The organism is Caulobacter radicis, from assembly GCF_003094615.1.
GTDB lineage: Bacteria > Pseudomonadota > Alphaproteobacteria > Caulobacterales > Caulobacteraceae > Caulobacter > Caulobacter radicis.
Genome location: NZ_QDKO01000037.1, coordinates 40,630 through 60,582 on the forward strand (window position 1 = coordinate 40,630; position 19,953 = coordinate 60,582).

General features: G+C 69.3%; 17 protein-coding genes. 12 read left to right on the plus strand and 5 right to left on the minus strand.

Going from position 1 to position 19,953, the window contains the following annotated elements; genetic code table 11:
• Window positions 1–59: 59 nt before the first annotated feature.
• Window positions 60–1,538 carry a glycosyl hydrolase family 28 protein gene (locus DDF62_RS20155; protein ID WP_165832316.1) on the minus strand — a complete coding sequence of 493 codons (1,479 nt, stop codon included), beginning with the start codon at window positions 1,536–1,538 and terminating at the stop codon, window positions 60–62.
• Between the two features lie 204 nt (window positions 1,539–1,742).
• Here DDF62_RS20155 and DDF62_RS20160 point away from each other — a divergent pair, with 204 nt between their 5' ends.
• Genes DDF62_RS20160 through mnhG form a run of 6 tightly spaced genes read left to right on the plus strand, consistent with a single transcriptional unit; the run spans window position 1,743 to window position 7,707 of the window.
• Window positions 1,743–4,670, plus strand: a complete 2,928-nt coding sequence (locus DDF62_RS20160) for a monovalent cation/H+ antiporter subunit A (protein WP_244286887.1) — start codon at window positions 1,743–1,745, stop codon at window positions 4,668–4,670.
• Window positions 4,667–5,011, plus strand: coding sequence for a Na+/H+ antiporter subunit C (locus DDF62_RS20165; RefSeq protein WP_058347490.1), 345 nt, complete (start codon window positions 4,667–4,669; stop codon window positions 5,009–5,011). The genes DDF62_RS20160 and DDF62_RS20165 overlap by 4 nt, the downstream gene beginning before the upstream one ends.
• A complete protein-coding gene (locus DDF62_RS20170) occupies window positions 5,008–6,600 on the plus strand; it encodes a monovalent cation/H+ antiporter subunit D (protein WP_116490761.1) in 1,593 nt (530 codons plus the stop codon). Before DDF62_RS20165 ends, DDF62_RS20170 begins: the two co-directional genes overlap by 4 nt.
• Complete coding sequence (locus DDF62_RS20175; protein WP_116490762.1) at window positions 6,597–7,088, plus strand: Na+/H+ antiporter subunit E; 492 nt, start codon at window positions 6,597–6,599, stop codon at window positions 7,086–7,088. The genes DDF62_RS20170 and DDF62_RS20175 overlap by 4 nt, the downstream gene beginning before the upstream one ends.
• Window positions 7,085–7,366 carry a K+/H+ antiporter subunit F gene (locus DDF62_RS20180; RefSeq protein WP_116490763.1) on the plus strand — a complete coding sequence of 94 codons (282 nt, stop codon included), beginning with the start codon at window positions 7,085–7,087 and terminating at the stop codon, window positions 7,364–7,366. Before DDF62_RS20175 ends, DDF62_RS20180 begins: the two co-directional genes overlap by 4 nt.
• Window positions 7,363–7,707, plus strand: coding sequence for a monovalent cation/H(+) antiporter subunit G (gene mnhG / locus DDF62_RS20185; protein WP_116490764.1), 345 nt, complete (start codon window positions 7,363–7,365; stop codon window positions 7,705–7,707). The genes DDF62_RS20180 and mnhG overlap by 4 nt, the downstream gene beginning before the upstream one ends.
• Here mnhG and DDF62_RS20190 read toward each other — a convergent pair.
• The gene (locus tag DDF62_RS20190; protein WP_116490765.1) at window positions 7,704–8,504 is read right to left on the minus strand and encodes a universal stress protein; all 801 of its coding nucleotides are present in this window, start codon (window positions 8,502–8,504) and stop codon (window positions 7,704–7,706) included. The two genes, mnhG and DDF62_RS20190, sit on opposite strands and share 4 nt — an antisense overlap.
• A gap of 241 nt (window positions 8,505–8,745) precedes the next feature.
• Here DDF62_RS20190 and DDF62_RS20195 point away from each other — a divergent pair, with 241 nt between their 5' ends.
• The 4 genes from DDF62_RS20195 (at window position 8,746) to DDF62_RS26515 (ending at window position 15,454) form a co-directional block, all read left to right on the plus strand.
• Window positions 8,746–9,219: an RNA polymerase sigma factor gene (locus tag DDF62_RS20195; RefSeq protein WP_116490766.1), complete on the plus strand. Its 474-nt coding sequence runs from the start codon at window positions 8,746–8,748 to the stop codon at window positions 9,217–9,219.
• Window positions 9,213–10,160 (plus strand): FecR family protein, encoded by a 948-nt coding sequence (locus tag DDF62_RS20200; RefSeq protein ID WP_165832317.1) that lies wholly within the window; start codon window positions 9,213–9,215, stop codon window positions 10,158–10,160. Before DDF62_RS20195 ends, DDF62_RS20200 begins: the two co-directional genes overlap by 7 nt.
• 105 nt (window positions 10,161–10,265) lie before the next feature.
• The gene (locus DDF62_RS20205; protein WP_116490768.1) at window positions 10,266–13,379 is read left to right on the plus strand and encodes a TonB-dependent receptor; all 3,114 of its coding nucleotides are present in this window, start codon (window positions 10,266–10,268) and stop codon (window positions 13,377–13,379) included.
• A 53-nt stretch (window positions 13,380–13,432) separates the two neighbouring features.
• Window positions 13,433–15,454, plus strand: a complete 2,022-nt coding sequence (locus DDF62_RS26515; RefSeq protein WP_116490769.1) for a S9 family peptidase — start codon at window positions 13,433–13,435, stop codon at window positions 15,452–15,454.
• Window positions 15,455–15,460: 6 nt separating this feature from the next.
• Here DDF62_RS26515 and DDF62_RS20215 read toward each other — a convergent pair whose 3' ends face one another.
• Together DDF62_RS20215 and DDF62_RS20220 are read right to left on the minus strand one after the other, a co-directional pair.
• Window positions 15,461–15,640, minus strand: a complete 180-nt coding sequence (locus DDF62_RS20215) for a hypothetical protein (RefSeq protein WP_133244793.1) — start codon at window positions 15,638–15,640, stop codon at window positions 15,461–15,463.
• A 54-nt stretch (window positions 15,641–15,694) separates the two neighbouring features.
• Entirely contained in the window at window positions 15,695–15,925 is a 231-nt protein-coding gene (locus DDF62_RS20220; RefSeq protein WP_101717966.1) for a DUF5961 family protein, read from the minus strand.
• Window positions 15,926–16,252: 327 nt separating this feature from the next.
• On the opposite strand from DDF62_RS20220, the gene DDF62_RS20225 reads away from it, so the two are divergent.
• Window positions 16,253–17,494 (plus strand): MFS transporter, encoded by a 1,242-nt coding sequence (locus DDF62_RS20225; protein ID WP_116490771.1) that lies wholly within the window; start codon window positions 16,253–16,255, stop codon window positions 17,492–17,494.
• Here the strand turns inward: DDF62_RS20225 and DDF62_RS20230 are convergent.
• Window positions 17,491–19,002 (minus strand): DHA2 family efflux MFS transporter permease subunit, encoded by a 1,512-nt coding sequence (locus DDF62_RS20230; RefSeq protein ID WP_208866907.1) that lies wholly within the window; start codon window positions 19,000–19,002, stop codon window positions 17,491–17,493. The genes DDF62_RS20225 and DDF62_RS20230 overlap by 4 nt on opposite strands.
• Window positions 19,003–19,238: 236 nt before the next feature.
• Between DDF62_RS20230 and DDF62_RS20235 the strand changes: the two genes are divergently transcribed.
• The gene (locus tag DDF62_RS20235; RefSeq protein ID WP_116490772.1) at window positions 19,239–19,925 is read left to right on the plus strand and encodes a DOPA 4,5-dioxygenase family protein; all 687 of its coding nucleotides are present in this window, start codon (window positions 19,239–19,241) and stop codon (window positions 19,923–19,925) included.
• Window positions 19,926–19,953: the final 28 nt, after the last annotated feature.

A 19,953-nucleotide genomic window follows, 5' to 3' on the forward strand; every position in this document is an offset into this window, starting at 1 on the left:
CGCCGTCGCATCAAGTCCCGCCTGGGGCGCCGTCGATGACGGCGCCCTTCTTTTTACGTTCAGCGGAAGGAGAGACCCAAGACTTCGCCGCTGACCGCGATGTCGCCGTCCTTGGCCGCCTTCAACGGCTTGCCGCCGATGGCCAGGTTCTCGATCGTCACGTTCTTCACCGCCGTCTGGGGTGACAGGCCGCGGATGATCGACGGGCTGGGCATGCCTTCGCCCGTGAACGTGACGTTGCGGATCGTCAGGCCGTCGATCCCGCGGCCGGGCGCCTTGTTGTAGCGCGGGTTGTTCCCGGCCACGATGTTGATCAGCTTGCCTTCCTCGATGCGGTCGACCCGCACGTTGCTGAAGGTGATGTCGCGGATCAGCGTGCTGTCGCCGGAATAGGCGGCGATCACGCCCTCCCAGTCCGGATCGTCCTCGTCCAGGTTGGCGACGTCGATGTTGTCGAAGGTCACGTCGCGGATGGTGCGCGGATCGGCGTTGTCGCCGAAGTGGCCGATATAGAGGGCGTGGGCGACGTCGACCCACAGGCGCATGTTCGAGACCTGGATGTCGAAGGTGTCGCCCGGCGGGTTGGAATCAGGGATCCCGGTCTGGGCGGCCTTCTGGCGGCAGATCGGGCAGTCGGCCACCGCGTAGACCACCACGGCGTCGTCCGAGACCCGAAGATAGCCGTCGCGCACCTTCACGTGGCGCGAGGTCGAGATGTTGATGCCGTCCGACCACTTGCCCGAGGTGAAGCCGGTCAGCTGGCTGATCGTGACGTTCTCGGAATTGCGGATGTTCATCACCCGCGCGGCGTCCTTGCGGTCGCTGTTGACGATGATCAGGTCAGAGACCTCGACATCGCGGGCCTTTTCCAGGTCGATCGCCCGGCCCGGATCCCACAACAGGCCGCGTCCCGAGATCTTCACGTCGCTGACCCCATCCAGGTCGAAGGCGCCCTTCAGCACCGCGCCGCCGTCCATGTAGATCCGCTGGCCCGACTTGACCGGGAAATGGTCGAGGCCCGCCGGCGGGACGTGGAAGCCCGGGCCGAAATAGACGACGTCGGCGCCGGTCGGGCGGGCAGGGGGCGGGGCGCCGGCCACGATGTGCAGGTTGCGCAGGCGGTCGTCGTCGAACTGCAGCGAGAAGCGCTCGGGCTTGCCCAGCGTCATGCGCAGGATCGAACCTTCGCGCCGGGGCTTCACCACGCTCGACAGCGGCGCGACCGAGACTTCGGAAAAGCGGCCGTTGTTCTTCATCACCTCCAGCTCGACCGTCCCGTCGAAGTCGAAATAGACCAGCGAGGCGTTCTGCTTGGTGTCGGTGTCGACCTGCACCCGGTACTCGTAGAGGTCGCGCCATTCGCCGCCGGGCGTGCGCACCCGCACGGTGAAGTCGTCGTTGTGCGCCGCGTACATCAGCTGCGGCGGCACGGGGTAGGTCAGCAGCGTGTCGGCCAGGACGGGGCCGGCCGCGCCTGTCAGCAGCATGGCGGCGAGCGCGGTGGCGGCGCGGCGGGCCGGGTTCTTCTGTCGGCTCATGTTTCCTCCCAAGGACGGGGCAGCATGGGTCATTATGATATCGATATGATATCGATATCAATAACGTCGACATGTGTGACGAAGCGTGACTTTCGGAACCGTCGCTTTGACGCATTGGAACGGTCTTCCTATGGTGGTCCTCGAGGCCTGTTAGGCGTCGGACCCCGGCTAGACCCGTTCCGTGGCAGGAGGCCCCCAACCGTTTTGTCTTCCAACCTGCTCCTTCTTGTGATCCTGGCGGCGCCGTTCCTTGGCGCGGCCGTGGCGGCCGGCCTTCCGCGACATGCGCGTACGGCGGCGGCGATTCTCTCGTGGCTGGTGTCGCTGGTCTGCCTGGTGAGCCTGGCCGCGCTCTGGCCGAGGTTCGCGGATGGAGAGGTGCTGCGGCTGGCGATTCCCTGGCTGCCGTCGCTGGGCGTCAGCCTGATCCTGCGGCTGGACGGGCTGTCATGGATCTTCGCCGCCCTTATCCTCGGGATCGGCGCCTTGGTGGTGCTCTACGCCCGCTACTACATGTCGCCCAAAGACCCGGTGCCGCGGTTCTTCTCGTTCCTGCTGGCCTTCATGGGCGCGATGCAGGGCGTGGTGCTGTCGGGCAACCTGATCCAGCTGGCGGTCTTCTGGGAGCTGACCAGCCTCTTTTCCTTCCTGCTGATCGGCTACTGGCACCAGAACCCCTCGGCCCGCGAGGGCGCGCGCATGGCCCTGACGGTCACCGCGCTGGGCGGGCTGTGCCTGCTGGTCGGCATGATCCTGATCGGGTCGATCGCGGGCAGCTACGACCTCGACGACGTGCTGGCCGCCAAGAGCGTGATCCTCGCCGATCCCCGGTCCGTGGTGGCCCTCGCGCTGGTGCTGATGGGGGCCCTGACCAAGAGCGCGCAATTCCCGTTCCACTTCTGGCTGCCGCGCGCCATGGCCGCGCCGACGCCAGTCAGCGCCTATCTGCACTCGGCGACCATGGTGAAGGCCGGGATCTTCCTGCTGCTGCGCATGTGGCCGATCTTCGGCCAGACCGAGCTCTGGTACTTCGTCGTCGCCGGGGCGGGGGTGGCCACGCTGCTGATCGGCGCCTGGTGCGCCATCTTCCAGCACGACCTCAAGGGCCTGCTGGCCTATTCGACCATCAGCCACCTTGGCCTGATCGTCCTGCTGCTGGGCCTGGGCTCGCCGCTCGGGGCGATCGCGGCGATCTTCCACACGGTCAACCACGCCACCTTCAAGGCGTCGCTGTTCATGGCCGCCGGCATCATCGACCACGAGGCCGGCACGCGCGACATGCGCAAGCTGAGCGGCCTCTACAGGTTCATGCCGATCACCGGCACGCTGGCCATCGTCGCCGCCGCCGCCATGGCCGGGGTGCCGCTGCTGAACGGCTTCCTCTCCAAGGAGATGTTCCTGGCCGAGGTGGTGGCCGGCAGCGACGGCCACGCCCTGAACGCCGCCCTGCCGGTGCTGGCCACCTTGGCCAGCGCGTTCGGCGTGCTCTATTCGCTGCGCTTCATCCTGGCGACCTTCTTCGGCCCGCCGCCTACGGCCCTGGACAAGGTCCCGCACGAGCCGCCGGCCTGGATGCGCCGTCCGGTCGAGATCCTGGTCGCGCTGTGCCTGCTGGTCGGCGTGCTGCCGGCCCTGACCGTGGGTCCGTTCCTGCGCAGCGCCGCCGTCGCCGTGCTGGGCTTCGATGATCTGCCCTACTACAGCCTGGCGCTCTGGCATGGTTTCAACATGCCGCTGCTGCTCAGCGTGCTGGCCCTGGCCGGCGGCGTGGCCGCCTACGCGGTCTTCGGCCAGAAGCTGAACACCAATCCGCGCGGCGGGCCCTGGGGGCTCAAGCGCCTGAACGGCGGCTATCTCTTCGAGAAGGCCATGACGGGCATCGTCAAGGGCGCGCGCTGGGTCGAGAGCCGCCTGGGAACCGAGCGGATGCAGCCGCAACTGCGCCTCGTCGTCCTGGCCGCCCTGGCGGCGGGCGCGGCGGCGGCCTTCGCGGGCGGCGTGGCGATCCGGCCTTCGTGGTCGACGCCCGGCGCCGCCGAGTTCGTGTTCGCGGGCCTGTGGCTGACCGGCGGCGCCTGCGCCATCGCGGCCGCTTGGCAGGCCAAGTATCACCGGCTGGCCGCGGTGGTGCTGATGGGCGGGGCGGGCCTGGTCAGCTGCATCACCTTCGTCTGGCTGTCGGCGCCGGACCTGGCCTTGACCCAGCTGCTGGTCGAGGTGGTCACCACCGTTCTGCTGCTGCTGGGCCTGCGCTGGCTGCCCAAGCGTCGCGAGGACATCCAGGCCTCGCGGTCCGAGCTGATCCGCTCGCGCCGTCGCCGGCGGGTGGATCTCGTCATCGCCGCCATCGTCGGCCTGGCCCTGGCCTTCGTCTCCTACGCGGTCATGACCCGGCCGATGGTCGAGGGCATATCGCGCTTCTTCGTCGAGCGAGCCTACAGCGAGGGCGGCGGGCGCAACGTCGTCAACGTCATCCTGGTCGATTTCCGCGCCTTCGACACCTTCGGCGAGATCACCGTCCTGGGCATCGTCGGCCTGACCGTCCTTGCCTTGCTTCGCCGCTTCCGCCCGGCCAGCGACAGCCTGCCGGCGCCCAACCAGAAGCAGGCGCGCGAGCGCACGGGCCCCGTCGCCGAAGGCCGCAAGGCGGTCGACGCCCTGCGCGACACGATGCTGATCCCGCGCGTCGTCATGCGCTGGATGTTCCCGTTCGTCATCGTTCTGGCCGTGCACCTCTTCCTGCGCGGCCACGACCAGCCGGGCGGTGGTTTCGCGGCGGGTGTGGCGCTGTCGATCGCGGTGCTGCTGCAATACATGGCCAACGGTGCGCGCTGGGTGGAGGAGCGGCTTCTGCTGCGCCCCATTCTCTGGATCGGCTGGGGCCTGACCATCGCCGCCGGCTGCGGCCTGGTGGCGATCGGCTTCAACCGGCCGTTCCTGACCTCGGCCTTCAAGTATGTCGAACTGCCGCTGCTGGGTCGCGTGCCGCTGGCCAGCGCGGTGGTGTTCGACCTCGGCGTCGTGCTGCTGGTGGTCGGCGCCACGGTGCTGATGCTGGTGGCCCTGGCCCACCAGTCGCTGCGCCGCGCCAAGGACGACTCCGAAACCGAGCAAGCGGAGGAGGGCGCATGACCGAGTTCGTGCTCGCGGCCGCCATCGGCGTCCTGTCCGCCGCCGGGACCTGGCTCCTGCTGCGGCCCCGCACCTTCCAGGTGATCATGGGGCTGTCGCTGCTGTCCTACGCGGTGAACCTCTTCATCTTCTCCATGGGCCGCCTGCGCTCGGGCATGCCGCCGATCACGGCCAAGGGCGCCGAGCGGCCGGAGCTCTATGCCGACCCGACGCCCCAGGCCCTGGTGCTGACGGCGATCGTCATCAGCTTTGCTTTGACGGCCCTGTTCCTGGTGGTCTTGCTGGCCTCGCGCGGCGCCACCGGCAGCGACCACGTCGATGGACGGGAGCCGGCCGAATGAGCCTCTGGGACCATCACCTGATCCTGCTGCCGATCCTGCTGCCGATGGTCATGGCCTCGGCCATGCTGCTGTTCGACGAGCGTCGCCGGCGGCTCAAGAGCGTCATCAGCCTGACCGCCATGGCCGCGATCCTGCTGGTCGCCCTGGCCCTGCTGCACGAAAGCATGACCGGCGCGGCCGACGGCGGCGACACCGCCCGCGTCTACAGCCTGGGCGGCTGGTCGGCGCCGTTCGGCATCGTGCTGGTGGCCGACCGGCTGTCGGCGATGATGGTGGCGCTGACCAGCGTGCTCGGCGCCGGCGTCCTGGCCTTCGCCCTGGCCCGCTGGGATCGGGCGGGGCCGCGTTTCCACGCCCTGTTCCTGTTCCTGATCATGGGCGTCAACGGCGCCTTCCTGACCGGCGACCTGTTCAACCTGTTCGTCTTCTTCGAAATCATGCTGGCGGCCTCGTACGGCCTGGCCCTGCACGGCTCTGGCGACGCGCGGATCCGGGCGGGCCTGACCTACATCGCCATCAACCTGACGGCCTCGCTGCTGTTCCTGATCGGCGTGTCGCTGCTCTATGGCGTGACCGGCACGCTGAACATGGCCGAGTTCGCCCTGAAGGTGCGGACCATCGCGCCCGACGACCGCAGCCTGCTGCACGTCGGCGCGGCGATCCTGGGCACGGCCTTCCTGATCAAGTGCGCGGCCTGGCCGCTGGGCTTCTGGCTGGCCCCGACCTACACCGCCGCCAGCGCGCCCTCGGCGGCGGCCTTCGCCATCCTGTCCAAGGTCGGCGTCTATGTCGTGCTGCGGCTCAGCCTGCTGGCCTTCGGCGACGACGCCGGGGCCTCGGCCCATTTCGGCCAGTCGTGGCTGCTGGTCATGGGCCTTGCGACCCTGGCCTTCGGAACCCTGGGCCTGATCGCCGCCCGCGACCTGTCGCGCGCCGGGGCCTATGCCGTCATGGTTTCGTCCGGGACGATCCTGGCCGTGGCGGGCGTGGGCGACCAGGCCGTGCTGGGCGGGGCGCTGTTCTACCTGATCGGCTCGACCCTGGCCTGCGGGGCGATGTTCCTGCTGGCCGAGGTGCTGCAACGCGGCGTCGACTCCGGCGGCCAGCGCGAGCGGGCGGTGTTCGACGACGAGTACCGCGACCCGTTCGACGACGACGAGCGCAACGAGCCCGGCCTCGTCATCCCCGCCGCCGTCGCTGCGCTGGGCGGCGCCTTCCTGATCTGCACCCTGATGATCGCCGGCCTGCCGCCGCTGTCGGGCTTCGTCGGCAAGCTGGCCATGCTGGACGCCCTGGCGCGGTCGGTCGGGCCGGCCAGCGTCGCGGTGATCGTGGGCCTGTCGCTGTCCAGCCTGGGCGGGCTGATCGGCCTGACGCGCCTGGGCGTCGGCGCGCTTTGGGCCCGTGACGAGGACGCGCCCGAACTGGTGGTCGGCGCGGCCGAGCTTGCCGGCATGGGCGGTCTGCTGGCCGCCTGCGTGCTGCTGGCGATCTTCGGCGGCGCCGGGCTCGGTTTCGCCGAGCACACCGCCGAGTGGCTGGGCCGTCCCGACGCCTATATCCGCGCCGTGCTGGGGACCACGCCATGATCCGTGCGCTGTTTCCCCATCCGCTCCTGGCGCTGGGCCTGTTCGCAACCTCGCTCTTGATGAGCGGCTCGGTCGAGCCGCCGGCTATCGCGCTTGCCGCGGTGCTGGCGCTGGCCACGCCCCAGGTGATGCGGGCGCTCGACGCCCAGACCATCCGCATCCGCTCGCCCCGGGCCATCCTCGCCCTGGCCGGCTGCGTGGTGATCGACGTGCTGCGCTCCAACTGGGCGGTGTCGGCGATCATCCTGGGCCGGCGGCGGCATGAGCGTCGCTCGGGCTTCATCCACGTGCCGCTCGACCTGAAGGACCGCTACGCCCTGGCGGTGCTGGCCGTGATCCTGACCGCCACCCCCGGCACGCTGTGGGTCGAGTACGACAGCGCCACCGGCCGCCTGCTGCTGCACGTGCTGGACCTGGTCGAGGAGGAGGAGTGGATCCGCCTGATCAAGGACCGCTACGAGCGCCGCCTGATGGAGATCTTCGAATGAGCCAGGCGATCCTGTTCTGGTGCCTGACCCTGGCCCAGGGCCTGCTGGTCGCGGCCATGGCGATGGCCGCCTGGCGCGCCGCGCACGGACCCCGCGCCCAGGACCGCGTGCTGGGCCTCGACACCTTCTATCTCAACGGCATGCTTCTGCTGCTGGTGTTCGGCGTGCGCACGGGCGGCGCGATCTATTTCTACGCGGCGCTGATCATCGGCATGCTCGGCTTCGCCGCCACCGTCGCCCTGGCCAAGTTCCTGATGCGCGGCGAGGTGATCGAATGACTGTCGCGGACCTGCCCGCCTGGGCCTGCGTGACGGTTGGCCTGCTGGCCGTCGCCGGAGCGGCGCTGTCCTTCCTCGGCGCAGTCGGCCTGTGCAGCTTCAAGACCTTCTACGAGCGCGTGCACGCCCCGACCCTGGGGGCGACGCTGGGGATGGCGTTGATCGTCGCCGCCTCGATCCTGTTCTTCACCCTGGTCGAGGGACGGTTCATGCCCCGGGAGCTGCTGATCGGCGTCTTCCTGACGGTGACCACGCCGGTGACCCTGATCCTGCTGGGACGGGCGGCGCTGTTCCGCGACCGCACCGAGTTCGCGCGCGACGACGCTTCGGACGACGCCTAGTCTTCCTTGATCACGAGGGTGTCGACCGGGATGCGTTGCAACAGCGTCGAGGCGACGCTGCCGAGCGCCGCCTGCACGAAGCCGCTGACGCCGCGCGCGCCGATCACCACCAGGTCGGGCCAGACCTCGCGGGCGACTTGGTCGAGCACGCTGCCGGGCTCGCCCGCCGTCAGGTGAGGCTCGACACGGACTCGTACGCTCTCGGGCAGGTCGGCCAGCAGGGCGTCGAGCTTCTGCTGGGCCTCCGAGCGAGCGATGTCGCGGACCTCCTCCGACTTGATCCGGCTTTCGAACGGCACGTGGTAGGCGTGGACGAGGTGCAGCCTGGCCTCGGGGAACAGCGCCGCCGCGCCGAGCAGCGCGGCCCTGGCCCCCTTGGAGAAGTCGGTGGCGACCAGCAGGCGCTGGTAGGGACCGTGCGCCCTCTGCTTGACTACCAGGACCGGGCAGGGGGCGTTGCGAACCACGTGGTCAACCGCCGTTCCCAGCAGGTAGTCGCCCAGATCGTTGTAGCGGGCGACGCCGGTGACGACGAGATCGCTGTCCCTTTCGCGGGCCGTGTCGGTGATGGCCTTGGGCGCGGGGCCGTAGGGCAGGCTGACGCTGGCCTTGGCGCCGGGATCGGGCAGCGCTCGGCGCACGTCCAGCGCCGTGGTCGGGGCGTCCCGTTCGATGGCGTGCAGCACATGGACGTCGGCGTTCCATTCGTGGCCCAGCTCCAGCGCCCTGTCGACGGCCCGGTCGCTGCGGGCGGTGAGGTCGGTGGCCACCAGGATCGAGCGAACGGGGTGGGTCATCGACGAACTCCTCACTGGCTGGGCGCGTCGAGGTTGGCCCTGGCTCGCGGGCGTTGCAATGTAAAAGGCCTGTCATCTGGGGTTGCGATGGTCCTTCGCCTTGTCTTTGCTCGGCTATTTCGGCGCCTGCATGACGGGCAGTTGACGCGCCCGACGTCCGCTTGCAGAGCTAGGGCGTTGACGGATCGGCGCGCCGGAACAGAAGAAGCGCGCCACCGAGGGCGGGCAGAGGCGAGCGGTTTTGAAGGACGAGGGGTGGCGCGGGCTCGTGCGCCGGATCACGCGCATCACCCGTGATCCTTCGGGCGCCGAGGACGTCGTGCAGTCGGCGATGGTGCGCATGCTGGAATACCGGCGCGCCAACACGCTCAGCAATCCGGAAGGCTTCGTCGCTCGCGCCGCGGTCAACCTGGCGATCGACGAACGACGCCAGCGCGCTCGCCGCCCCGAGGAGAACCTGGATTTCGTCGAGGACGCCCTGGCCGATGCGGGTCCGCTGCAGGACGAGGTCCTGCGGGCGCGGGAGCGCCTGGCGCGGCTCAAGCTGGGGTTGGCGCGCCTCAGTCCTCGGACACGCGAAGTCTTTTTGCTTCACCGGCTGGAAGGGCTGAAGTATCGGGAGATCGCCGAACGGCTGGGCATCACGGTCAGCGCGGTCGAAAAGCACGTGGCCAAGGCGGCCCTGTTCCTGACGAAATGGACCGAGACGTGGTGAAGCCGCAGCGCGATCTGGAAGCCGTCCGCCGCGAAGCGGCCGACTGGCTGGCGCGCCTCAGAAGCGACTCACGCACTGAACGCGACGAGGCCGGCTTCAAGGCGTGGCTGGATCGCGCCGAGGACCATCGCACCACCTTCGACGCCCTGACCTCGACCTGGGAACTGGCCGGGGCCCTGCGCCATGATCCGGAAATCGTCGCCGCGACGCCGCGCAAACCGGCGCGCCTGGCCCGCCGGGCGGTGCTGGCCGGCGCCGGCGTCTCGGCCGTCGGCCTGGGTTGGCTGGCCTTCGCGCCGGAGGTCTACGCCACGGGTGTTGGCGAGACGCGGACCCTGCACCTGGACGACGGCTCGTCGGTGCTGCTCGACGCCGACAGCCGGCTCAGCGTGCGCATCGACGGCCGCCAGCGCCGCGCCGGGCTCGACAAGGGCAGGGCCTTCTTCCGCGCCGCGCGCGATCCGGCCCGTCCGTTCGTGGTCGCCGCCGAGGGGCGCGAGATCGTCGGCGACGGCGGCGACGCCTTCGGGGTCTCGGTGCTGTCGCGGACGGTGTCGGTGGTCGCGGTCGAGGGGCAGGTGCTGGTGATGACGCCGGGCCAGCCGTCCGGGCGCATCACCGCCTCGGCCGGCCAGCGGGTGATCGCCATGGGGCAGGGACCCGCACGCCGCGAGGCCGCCGACGTACAGTCGGCCACGGCCTGGCGGTTCGGCCAGGCGGTGTTCGACGACCAGACCCTGGCCCAGGCCCTTGCCGAGATGAACCGCTACAGCCGCCGGCGCATCGTGCTGTCCGACCCGGCGCTCGAGAACCTGCGGATCAGCGGCGTCTACAAGGCTGGCGACAACGAGGCTTTCGCCCGTTCCGTGGCGACCCTGCTGGACCTGGATGTCCGCGTTAGCGGCGGCGGCCTGCTGATCGAGCCGCGCGGCGGGGCATGAACCGGTCGCCTGGACCGCTCGAAAAAAGTTGCTGAGGAAAAATCGACCTCCGTCGTCAGGCCTCTTAAGCCCGAAAACGTCGGGCCGAGAGGGGACTAGAATTTCATGACGATGGGGAAAGACGGCCGTCTGCGCCGGATGCTGGCCGGATCGGCCGCCGTGGGCGTTCTGCTGACGGCCGGGGCGGCCTTCGGCCAGGCCGTGACCGTGGACGTGCAGGCGCAATCGCTGGACAAGGCGCTGCGCGAACTGGGCAAGGAGACGGGGACCAACATCCTGTTCTCGCCCAAGACCGTCTCGGGCCGCCGCTCGGCCGCCGTGGTCGGCAAGTATACTCCTCTGGAAGCCGCTCGCCGCATGGCCGGTTCGGCCGGCCTGGAAGTGGTCGAGGACGGCGCCGGCGCCCTGATCGTCCGCGCGCCGGGCGCCGCGCCCGCCGCGACCCTGCAGCCGGCCTCGTTCCAGGCCGTAGATCAAAGCCCTTCTGTCGAGGTTGAAGAAGTCGTGGTGACCGGCTCGCGCCTTCGTCGCACCACCTTCGACAGCCCGTCGCCCGTGGTCGAGATCGAGCGCGAGGACCTGCTGGAAAGCGGCTATGTCGACATCGCCGAAGCCTTGACCGACATGCCCGGCGTCGACATCGGCGTGAACCTGTCGACCAGCCAGTCGGCCGTGCAGGACAACGGCCTGTCCACCGTCAGCCTGCGGGGCCTCGGGCAGAACCGCACCCTGACCCTGATCGACGGCCACCGCACGGTGTCCAACGCCGGCAACATGAACGCGGTGAGCCTCAGCTCCATCCCGCAGTTCTTCGTCGATCGCATCGAGGTCAGCACCGGCGGCGCCTCGGCTGTCTACGGCTCGGACGCCATCTCCGGCGTCGTCAACATCATCACGACCTCCAAGATGGACGGCGTGAAGGCCCGCGTGGTGGCCGGCGCCACCGACGACGGCGGCGGCAGCAGCACCGAATACTCGATCGCGGCCGGCAAGCGCTTCCTGAACGACAAGCTGTTCGTCATGGCCGGCGGCACCTTCGAGAAGCAGGACGCTCTCAACGCGACCGACCGCAAGTGGGCGCTCCAGTCGGTGGTCTATGATCCGGACACCAACACGGTCTCGGGTCCCGATCTGTCGACCTACACGCCGGGCGGCCGCTTCCGCACCAACGCCTTTTATTATGACGAAGGCGGCCTGAAGCAGAACTTCGTGACCGCGGTGAACGGCTACGAGACCCGCACCAACGGCACCCTGATCACGCCGGCCAAGCGTTCGTCCGGCGCGCTCAAGATCGCCTATGACGTGACGCCCGATCTGAAGATCTGGGCCCAGTTCCAGGCCTCGCGCGTGACCACCAATTCGGTGCGCGAGCCGTACGGCCTCTACAATTCGACGACCTACGGCGTGAACGACGAGTTCACGATCGGCAACATCTCGCGGACCAACCCGTTCGTGCCCGCCGCGATCTATTCGGCGGCGACCACCACGATCAACTTCCGTCGTCGGATGACCGAGGTCGGCGAGCTGGAGATCTACAACCGCCGCACCACCCTGCGCGGCTGGGCCGGCGCCGAGGGCAAGGCGTTCGGCGACTGGGACTGGGGCCTGACCTACGGCTACGGCGAGTACGACGGCTATCAGGTCCGCCGTAACGGCCTGAACATGGCCAACGTCAAGAACGCCCTGAACGCAGAGCGCACATCGGCCGGCGTGGTCCAGTGCCGGGACGCCGCGGCCCGCGCCGACGGCTGCGTGCCCCTGAACCTGTTCGGCATCGGCTCGATCACGCCGGAGATGGCGAACTACATCCGCGCCAACGTCTGGTACCGGCCCCAGAATCGCCAGGACACCGTCGAGGGTCACATGACCGGCGAGCTGTTCCAGCTGCCGGCCGGCCCGATCCAGACGGCGTTCGGCTTCGAGCTGCGTCGTGACAAGACCCGCACCACCACCGACGAGCTGACCCAGAACGGCCTGACCAACTTCGCCTACATCCCCGAATACAGCGGGGTGGTGAAGACCAAGGAAGCCTTCATCGAGGCCTCCGCGCCGCTGGTGAAGGACCTGCCGTTCGCCTATCGCCTGGAAATCGACGGCGCCGTGCGTGTCGCCGACTACAACCTGCAAAACGTCGGCACGACGCTCAGCTATCGCGCCGGCCTGCAATGGGCGCCGGTCAAGAGCCTGCGCTTCCGCACGGCCTGGAGCCGGGCCCAGCGCGCGCCCGACACCACCGAGCTCTATTCGCCGCCGCGTGACGACTTCGACTCGATCGTCGACATCTGCTCGGGCGTCACGGCCAGCTCGTCGGGCACGATCGCTCAGAACTGCCGCGCCAACCCGGGCATCGCCGCGGCGATCGCGGCCAACGGCGCGTTCGTCTCGGATGTCACCAGCGTCAACGCGCCCAACGGCGGCAATGTCGACCTCAAGGAAGAAACCGCCGACACCCTGACGGTCGGTTTCGTGCTTCAGCCGACCTTCCTGCGGGGCTTCAACCTCAGCCTCGACTACTACGACATCAAGATCTCGGACGCGATCTCGTCGCTGTCGAACGCCCAGCTGATGGCCGAGTGCTACGGCTCGACCGGCGGCACGGACAACCGGTTCTGCAACGTCATCACCCGTGACGCCGAGGGCCAGATCACCCGGATCCTGAACCTCGAGGAAAACCTGGACGACCTGCGCGCCAGCGGCGTCGACGTGGCCGTGCGCTACCGCTTCGACCTCGACCGCTGGAACGTGCCGGGCGACTTCACCTTCCGGGCCAACTACGGCCGCCGCCTGAAGCTGGAGACCCGCTACCAGGGCATCGACGGCACGATCCTCAACGACGACCTGGGCGAAGTCGGCTCGTCCAAGCACGAGGGGCGGGCCAGCATCGCCTGGCGCAACAGCCACTGGAACCTGCAGTGGTCGGCCACCTACATCGGCAAGGCCGTGGACGACAACGACCTGGCCGCCGCCTATGCCGAATCGGGCCTGGGCACGCCGCTGTTCTCCAACGTCGCCGCCTTCTGGCGCCACGACCTGTCGGTGCGGTTCTCGCCCGATCCGAAGAACAAGGACCTGCGCGTGTTCGGCACCGTGCGGAACGTGTTCGACAACGAAGGTCCGTTCCTGCCCAGCGGCACGGAGTCGGGCAACGACTACAACTACAGCGCCGTCTACGGCGTCACTGGCCGGACCTTCACCCTGGGTCTGCAACTGGCGTTCTGACGCATCTCGCCGGCGCCTTCGGGCGCCGGCGACCTCTTTCTCCGGAGCTTCCCATGACCCTGTCCCGCCTGGCGGCCCTTGCCGCCGGAGGCCTGCTCGCGCTTTCCGCGCCGTCGGCCTGGTCCGCCCCCCGCGTCATGACTGCGGTGGACCTGGTCGGGCTGGAGAAGCTATCCGATCCGAAGGTCTCGCCCGAAGGCCGGTTCGTCCTCTATTCGGTCGGCCGTGTCGACTGGAAGGCCAACGCCGTTCAGGACGACCTGTGGCGTGTCGGCCTCGATGGCTCGGACCCCCGCCGCATGGTCGAGGGGCCCGCCTCGGGCGCGGCCTGGGCGCCCGATGGCGGGCGCTTCGCCTTCGTGGCCAAGCGCGACGGCGACGCCACGCGCCAGATCTACATCTCGCCCATCGACGGCGGCGAGCCCAGGCGCCTGGGAAAGGTCCGCACCAGCCCGTCCTCTCTGCGCTGGTCGCCGGACGGCTCGGCGATCTACTTCCTGGCCGCCGCGCCGGACGGCAAGGCCCTGGCCAAGCGCAAGCGCGAGAAGGACGACATGCTGTCGTTCGAGACCCCGCAGGGGCGCGGCCGGCTGTGGCGGATCGCGCTCGCCGACGGCAAGGCCGAGCCGGTGATCGAAGGCGAGTTCGAGGTCGAGGCCTTCGACCTGTCGGCCGACGGCAAGGCCATCCTCTATCGCCGCGCGCCGTCCGACCTGCTGGACGACAACCCCAAATCCGAGCTGTGGCTCAAGGAAGGGAAGGGCGCTGATCGCCGCCTGACCGACAACGATTTCCAGGAAAGCACGCCGCGCCTGTCGCCCGACGGCCGCTCGGTCCTGTTCCTGGCCACGGCGGAGAACGGCCGCTACGGCACGGTCAATCCGAACCTCTTCGTGCTGCCGGCGGCCAGCGGGACGCCGCGCGAACTGGCCCACGGTCTGCCCTACGAGATCGAGGACGCCGTCTGGTCGGCCGACGGCCGCGAGATCTACATCACCGCCACCACCGGCGTTCGCCGCGAACTGTTCGCGATCGACGTCAAGAGCGAGGCGGTGCGGCCGCTGGCCCGGGGCGACCACGCCGCCGGCGACGTCACCCTGACCCGCGACGGCAAGGCTCTGGTGTTCTTCAAGGCCTCGGCGACCTCGCCGGGCGAGGTGTTCCGGATCGATCCGGCGCGGCCGGCGCCGGCGCAGGTCACCCACCTCAACGACGATATCGCGACCCGCTTCCGCCTGCCGCGCCAGGAGGCGATCCAGTGGACCGCGCCGGACGGCCAGGCGCTGGAAGGCCTCGTCACCTATCCGCTCGACTACCAGCCGGGCCGTCGCTACCCGCTGATCGTGCAGAGCCACGGCGGGCCGCGCTCGTCGGACGTGTTCAATATCTTCGCCTATGGCCGCTTCAACCCGCTGCTGGCGGCCAAGGGCGTGATGACGCTCAGCGTCAATTATCGGGGCGGCACGGGCTACGGCGACGAGTTCCTGCAAGGCATGAACGCCGGCTACTTCCGTCATGCCGACAAGGACGTGCTGTCGGGCGTCGACAACCTGATCGCCAAGGGGCTGGTCGATCCCGACAGGTTGGGCGTGATGGGCTGGAGCGCCGGCGGCCATATGACCAACCGCCTGATCACCGTCACCGACCGTTTCAAGGCCGCGTCCTCGGGCGCCGGCGCGGTCGACTGGCCGTCGATGTACCTGACATCCGACACCCGCTGGCAGCGCAGCGAGTGGTTCGTGACTCCGCCCTATGGCTCAGCGGCTCGCCGCGATCTCTATGTCGACAACTCCCCACTCAGCCAGCTCGACAAGGTCAGGACCCCGACCCTGATCCTGGCCGGGGCCGAGGACGAGCGGGTGCCCTGGACCCAGTCGGTGATGCTGCACCGGGCGCTGAAGGCGCTTGGCGTCGAGACCGAGCTCTATTTGGCCCCGCGCGAGCCGCACAACTTCCGCGAACTGCGCCACCGCCTGTTCCAGGTGAACGTGCAGATGGATTGGTTCAGCAAGCGCGTCCTTGGCCAGGACTACGACTGGAGCGCGGCCCCCGACGCCAAGGACGAGACCGACTGAGACCGCCTATTGCAACGGCGTGTCGTAGGGGCGCTGCTCGTCGGGATCGACGGGCGGCGACCTTGGCGGATCCTCGAACGGGACGACCGGATCGTCGATCTCCGGCGGCGGGCCGTCCGGCGGGATTTCGGGCGGCGGACGGCCGGGTGTGGGATCGGGTTGCGGCGGCGCGATCGGATCGGTCATGAGCATGTCCATGATCTACCAACGCACGGGTCCATGGCGCAGGTTCGCCGAAATCTACTGGCAGGCCGAGGTCTCGCCGCTCTCGAAGTCGACGCGGAAGCAGTGCTCGACGCCTGTCTCGACGTCGCGGACCACGACGGACGCCTGACCGTAGGAATCCACCTCGGGATGCCAGGCCTCCATGAAGGCCACGGCCGCCTCCTCGAACGTCTCGGCGTCGACGCCGTGGGCGTGGTCGCAGCCGTCGTGCAGGGCGTGGACGCGGAAGGTGCGGGTCTCGAACATGGCGTTTCCTCCGGACATCCAACGCATGGCGAGCGTGGAGGATTCAACGCCCGTCGCGGTTCGCCGTCCAGTGGGCGACGTCGAATTCCGGCCTCCGGCCAAGCGAGTAAGGCTCAACAGCCTTATCGGCTTCTCTCAAGTCGCTACTAAGGCGCTGGAATAGCGGAATGTTTCGCCCTCTGCCTGAGTCGTCGAGGCCGCCTGAGAAGTTCTGCGTCTCCGCCCTGAATTTCTGGCCGGCCGTGGAGCGGCAAAGGTCAGGTTGCAGCCTTACCTAACCGACCAGTCCAGGCCGGGTCGCTCCCGCCTGTCGCGGTGGAGGGTAGCATGCAGAGTTCAGTATTGGCCGAGCGCGTCGACGACGTGGACATGGCGACGGAGGTCGAGCCGCCCGCCCTTTGGCCCGGCGTGATCGCCCTGACGATGGGCGTATTCGCCCTGGTGACCTCGGAATTCCTGCCCGCCAGCGTGCTGACGCCGCTGGCCGCCGACCTCGGGGTCAGTGTCGGGGCGGCCGGGCAGGCGGTGACGGCCACGGCCGTGGTCGGCGCGTTCGCGGCGCCCCTGACGCCGGTGCTGACCGGTCGGTTCGATCGCCGCCTGGTGATGCTGGGCCTGATGGTGGTGCTGGCGGTATCGAACCTGCTGACCATCTTCGCCGCCAACCTGCCGGTGCTGCTGGTCGCCCGGGTGCTGCTGGGCGCGGCCCTGGGCGGCTTCTGGTCGATGGCCGCCGCCCTGGGCATGCGGCTCGTGCGCAAGGCGGCGATCCCCAAGGCGATGTCGCTGATCTTCGCCGGCGTGTCGATCGCCACGGTCTCGGCCGCGCCGGTCGGGGCCTATGTCAGCGACACCCTGGGCTGGCGGGCGGCCTTCGTGATCGCCGGGGTCGTGGGTCTCGCGGCGCTGGCGGCCCAGGCCTTCACCCTGCCGCGCCTGGCCCCGACCTCGGTCCCGCGCCTGGGCGGCCTGGTCGAGGTGGCGCGACGTCCGGCGGTGGCCGCCGCCCTGGTCGGCGTGCTGCTGGTGATCTCGGGCCACTTCGCCGGCTTCACCTACGTCCGGCCGGTGCTGGAGCAGGTGTCGGGACTGGATGTGGCCGCGATCTCGCTCAGCCTGCTGGCCTTCGGCGTGGCCGGCTTCTTCGGCAACCTGGCCGGCGGGGCGCTGGTCGGCCGCGACCCGCGGCTGTCGATCCTGGGCGGCGCGGGCCTGATCGCCGTCGCCGCCACGGCGATCGTCGCCCTGGGCAGCGTCGGCTGGGTCGCAGGCCTGGCGCTGACCCTCGGGGGCTTCGCCTTCGCCATGCTGCCCGTCGGCTTCCAGGCCTGGGCGACCTCGGCGGCGACCGACCAGGCCGAACTGGCCGGCGGTCTCCTGACCTCGACCTTCCAGGTGGCCATCGCGCTGGGCGCGGTGCTGGGCGGCCTGCTGGTCGACCGCCTGGGTCCGCTCAGCGCGCCGGGCTACGCCGTCACCGCCGCGCTGGCGGGGGTGATCCTGGTGCTGGCCGTGCGTCGCGGCGAGGCTCGCCGGCGGCCCGAAGCCGCCTGCCAGGCCTGCGGCTAGTCCTGGTCCCGGCGCCGGCCCGAGAGGTCGGCGCCGGCGTCCGCCGCGAACCGCCGGTTCCAGATCGTCGCCGAGGCCGAGATCGCCGTGACGATCAGGAAGGCCAGGGAGAAGTCCGCCAGCCTCGGGGTGGCGTGGCTTCCCGCCAGCATGCCGATATGCAGCGCCAGGGCCCCGGCGCACACTCCCAGCGACAGCATCAGCTGCTGGAAGGTGGCGTAGAAGCTGGTCGCCGCGCTCATCCGCTCGGGCGGGATCTCGTCATAGGCGATGGTGTTGTAGGCGGTGAACTGGAACGACATGCAAAACCCGCTGATCATCAGCGTCAGGAAGATCAGCCAGGTCGGCCAGCCGGGCCGGAACAGGCCGCAGACCGCGTAGCCGGCGCTGGCCGCCAGACCCCCGACGATCATGCTGTTGCGAAAGCCGAACCGGCGCAGGATGCGCGGGGCCAGGCTCTTCATCGCCAGCGAACCGATGGCGCCGGCGATGGTGATCGTGCCGCTGGCCGCCGCGGTCATGCCGAACCCCAGTTGCAGCATCAGCGGCAGCAGGAAGGGCTGGGCGCCCTGGGTGATGCGGGTCAGCGAGCCGCCGATCACCGACAATCTGAAGGACGGCACGGCCATCAGCGACAGGTCCAGGATCGGGTCGGCGCGGCGCTTCGCATGACGCAGATAGAGCCCGCCCGCGACTAGTCCGACGGCGATCAGCGCCAGGGCCATGGGCAGCTCGCCGTCGCGGCTGGTCATCTCGAAGCCGAACAGCAGGCAGCCCAGCGACACGCCCGACAGCAGGAAGCCGACGGGATCGGCCCGCACCGGCGTCTCGCCGCGCACCTCGTCGATGAACAGGGTGACCAGCACGATCCCCAGCACGCCGATCGGGATGTTGAGATAGAAGATCCAGCGCCAGTCCAGATAGGTGACGATGAAGCCGCCGATCGGCGGGCCCAGGATCGGGCCGATCAGCGCCGGGATGATCAGCCACGACATCGCCGAGACCATGTCCTGCTTGGCCACCGAGCGCAGCAGCACCAGTCGTCCGATCGGGATCATCATCGCCCCGCCCACGCCCTGCAGGAAACGGGCGAAGATCAGGAACGGCAGGCTGGTCGCCTGTCCGCACAGCACCGATCCGCCGACGAAGACGGCGATGGCCAGGCGGAACACGGTCTTGGAGCCGAAGCGGTCGGCCAGGCGTCCGCTGGCGGGAATGAAGATCGCCAGGGCCAGCAGGTAGGCCGTCAGGGCCGAGCTCAGGCTGGTGGCCGGCACGCCGAAGTCGCGGGCCATGGTCGGCAGGGCCGTGGCCAGCACCGTGGCGTCCATCTGTTCCATGAACAGGGCGCAGGCGATGATGACGGCGACCAGGCGATAGGGCGGCCGTTTGGCGAGATCCTGCTCGGGCGCGCCGGGCGCGCGGGTGACGCCGTCGGCGGCGGGCAGGATGCCGTCGCGAACCTCGGAATTGATCGAGGCCAGGCCGCGACGTCTCAGCCTCGTCACGCGCCCGGCTCCCGGGGGAAAGTCGTCGGCGTCGTGGCGGGAAAGGGAAAGCTGACTGGCACGGGCGGTCCTGGGGAGGTGGTCGAACGGGCGGGCGCAAACTCGTGCGTAACGGCAAGCGGGGTCAAGCAACCGTCAGCTTTTCTGAATTCCTATTGAATTGATCTGAATTGTGGCGGCGCTCGCCAGGAGGCCTGATGGGACGAAGGCCAAGCTTCGTCCGTGCGAGTTTCCCGATGACCCATCCAACCCCTGCCGCCCGCGTCGCCACGCACGACGAGCCTGAGATCCAGCGCCGAAACCTGCTGCTGGCGGGCGGCGTCGCGGCCGCCGCCGCCGGCATTGTCGCGCCGGGCAGAGCCAAGGCGCAGGAGGGCTCCCAGGTACCGCCGCCCGCGCGCCAGCCGCGCGCGCCGGCCGGCGGCAAGAGTCCCTGGGGCTACGACACCTGGAAGCAGGCCACGCCCCAGCCGGTCTCGATCCGGCCCGGCGAGGCGCCGTTGCCGCAGCATCCGCGCGCCTATACCGACATCAAGAGCTATCACGCCCACGTCTATTTCGACGAGGACACCTCGCAGAAGGCGGCCCTGCTGCGGCGCTGGGTGTCGGAGCGCTTCGTCGTCGAGCTGGGCGACTGGAACCTGACCCCGCGCGGCCCGCACGTGACGCCGTCGTTCTATTTCGGCTTCACCAACGACCTTCTGCACGTGATCCTGCCGTGGCTGCAGCTCAACAGCCTGGGGCTGACGATCCTGCTGCATCCGAACACCGACGACCCACGCTCGGACCACCTCTACTACACCGCCTGGATCAACCGCTCGCAGCCGGTGAACGGCTACGGCATGAAGAAGCCGGGCGAGGGCGAGCCGCCGGTCGAGCTGATCTATCCCAACACCAGGCCGTTCCTGCCGATCGAGACGTGAGGGCCGGTCAAGACGTGAGGGAAGGGGG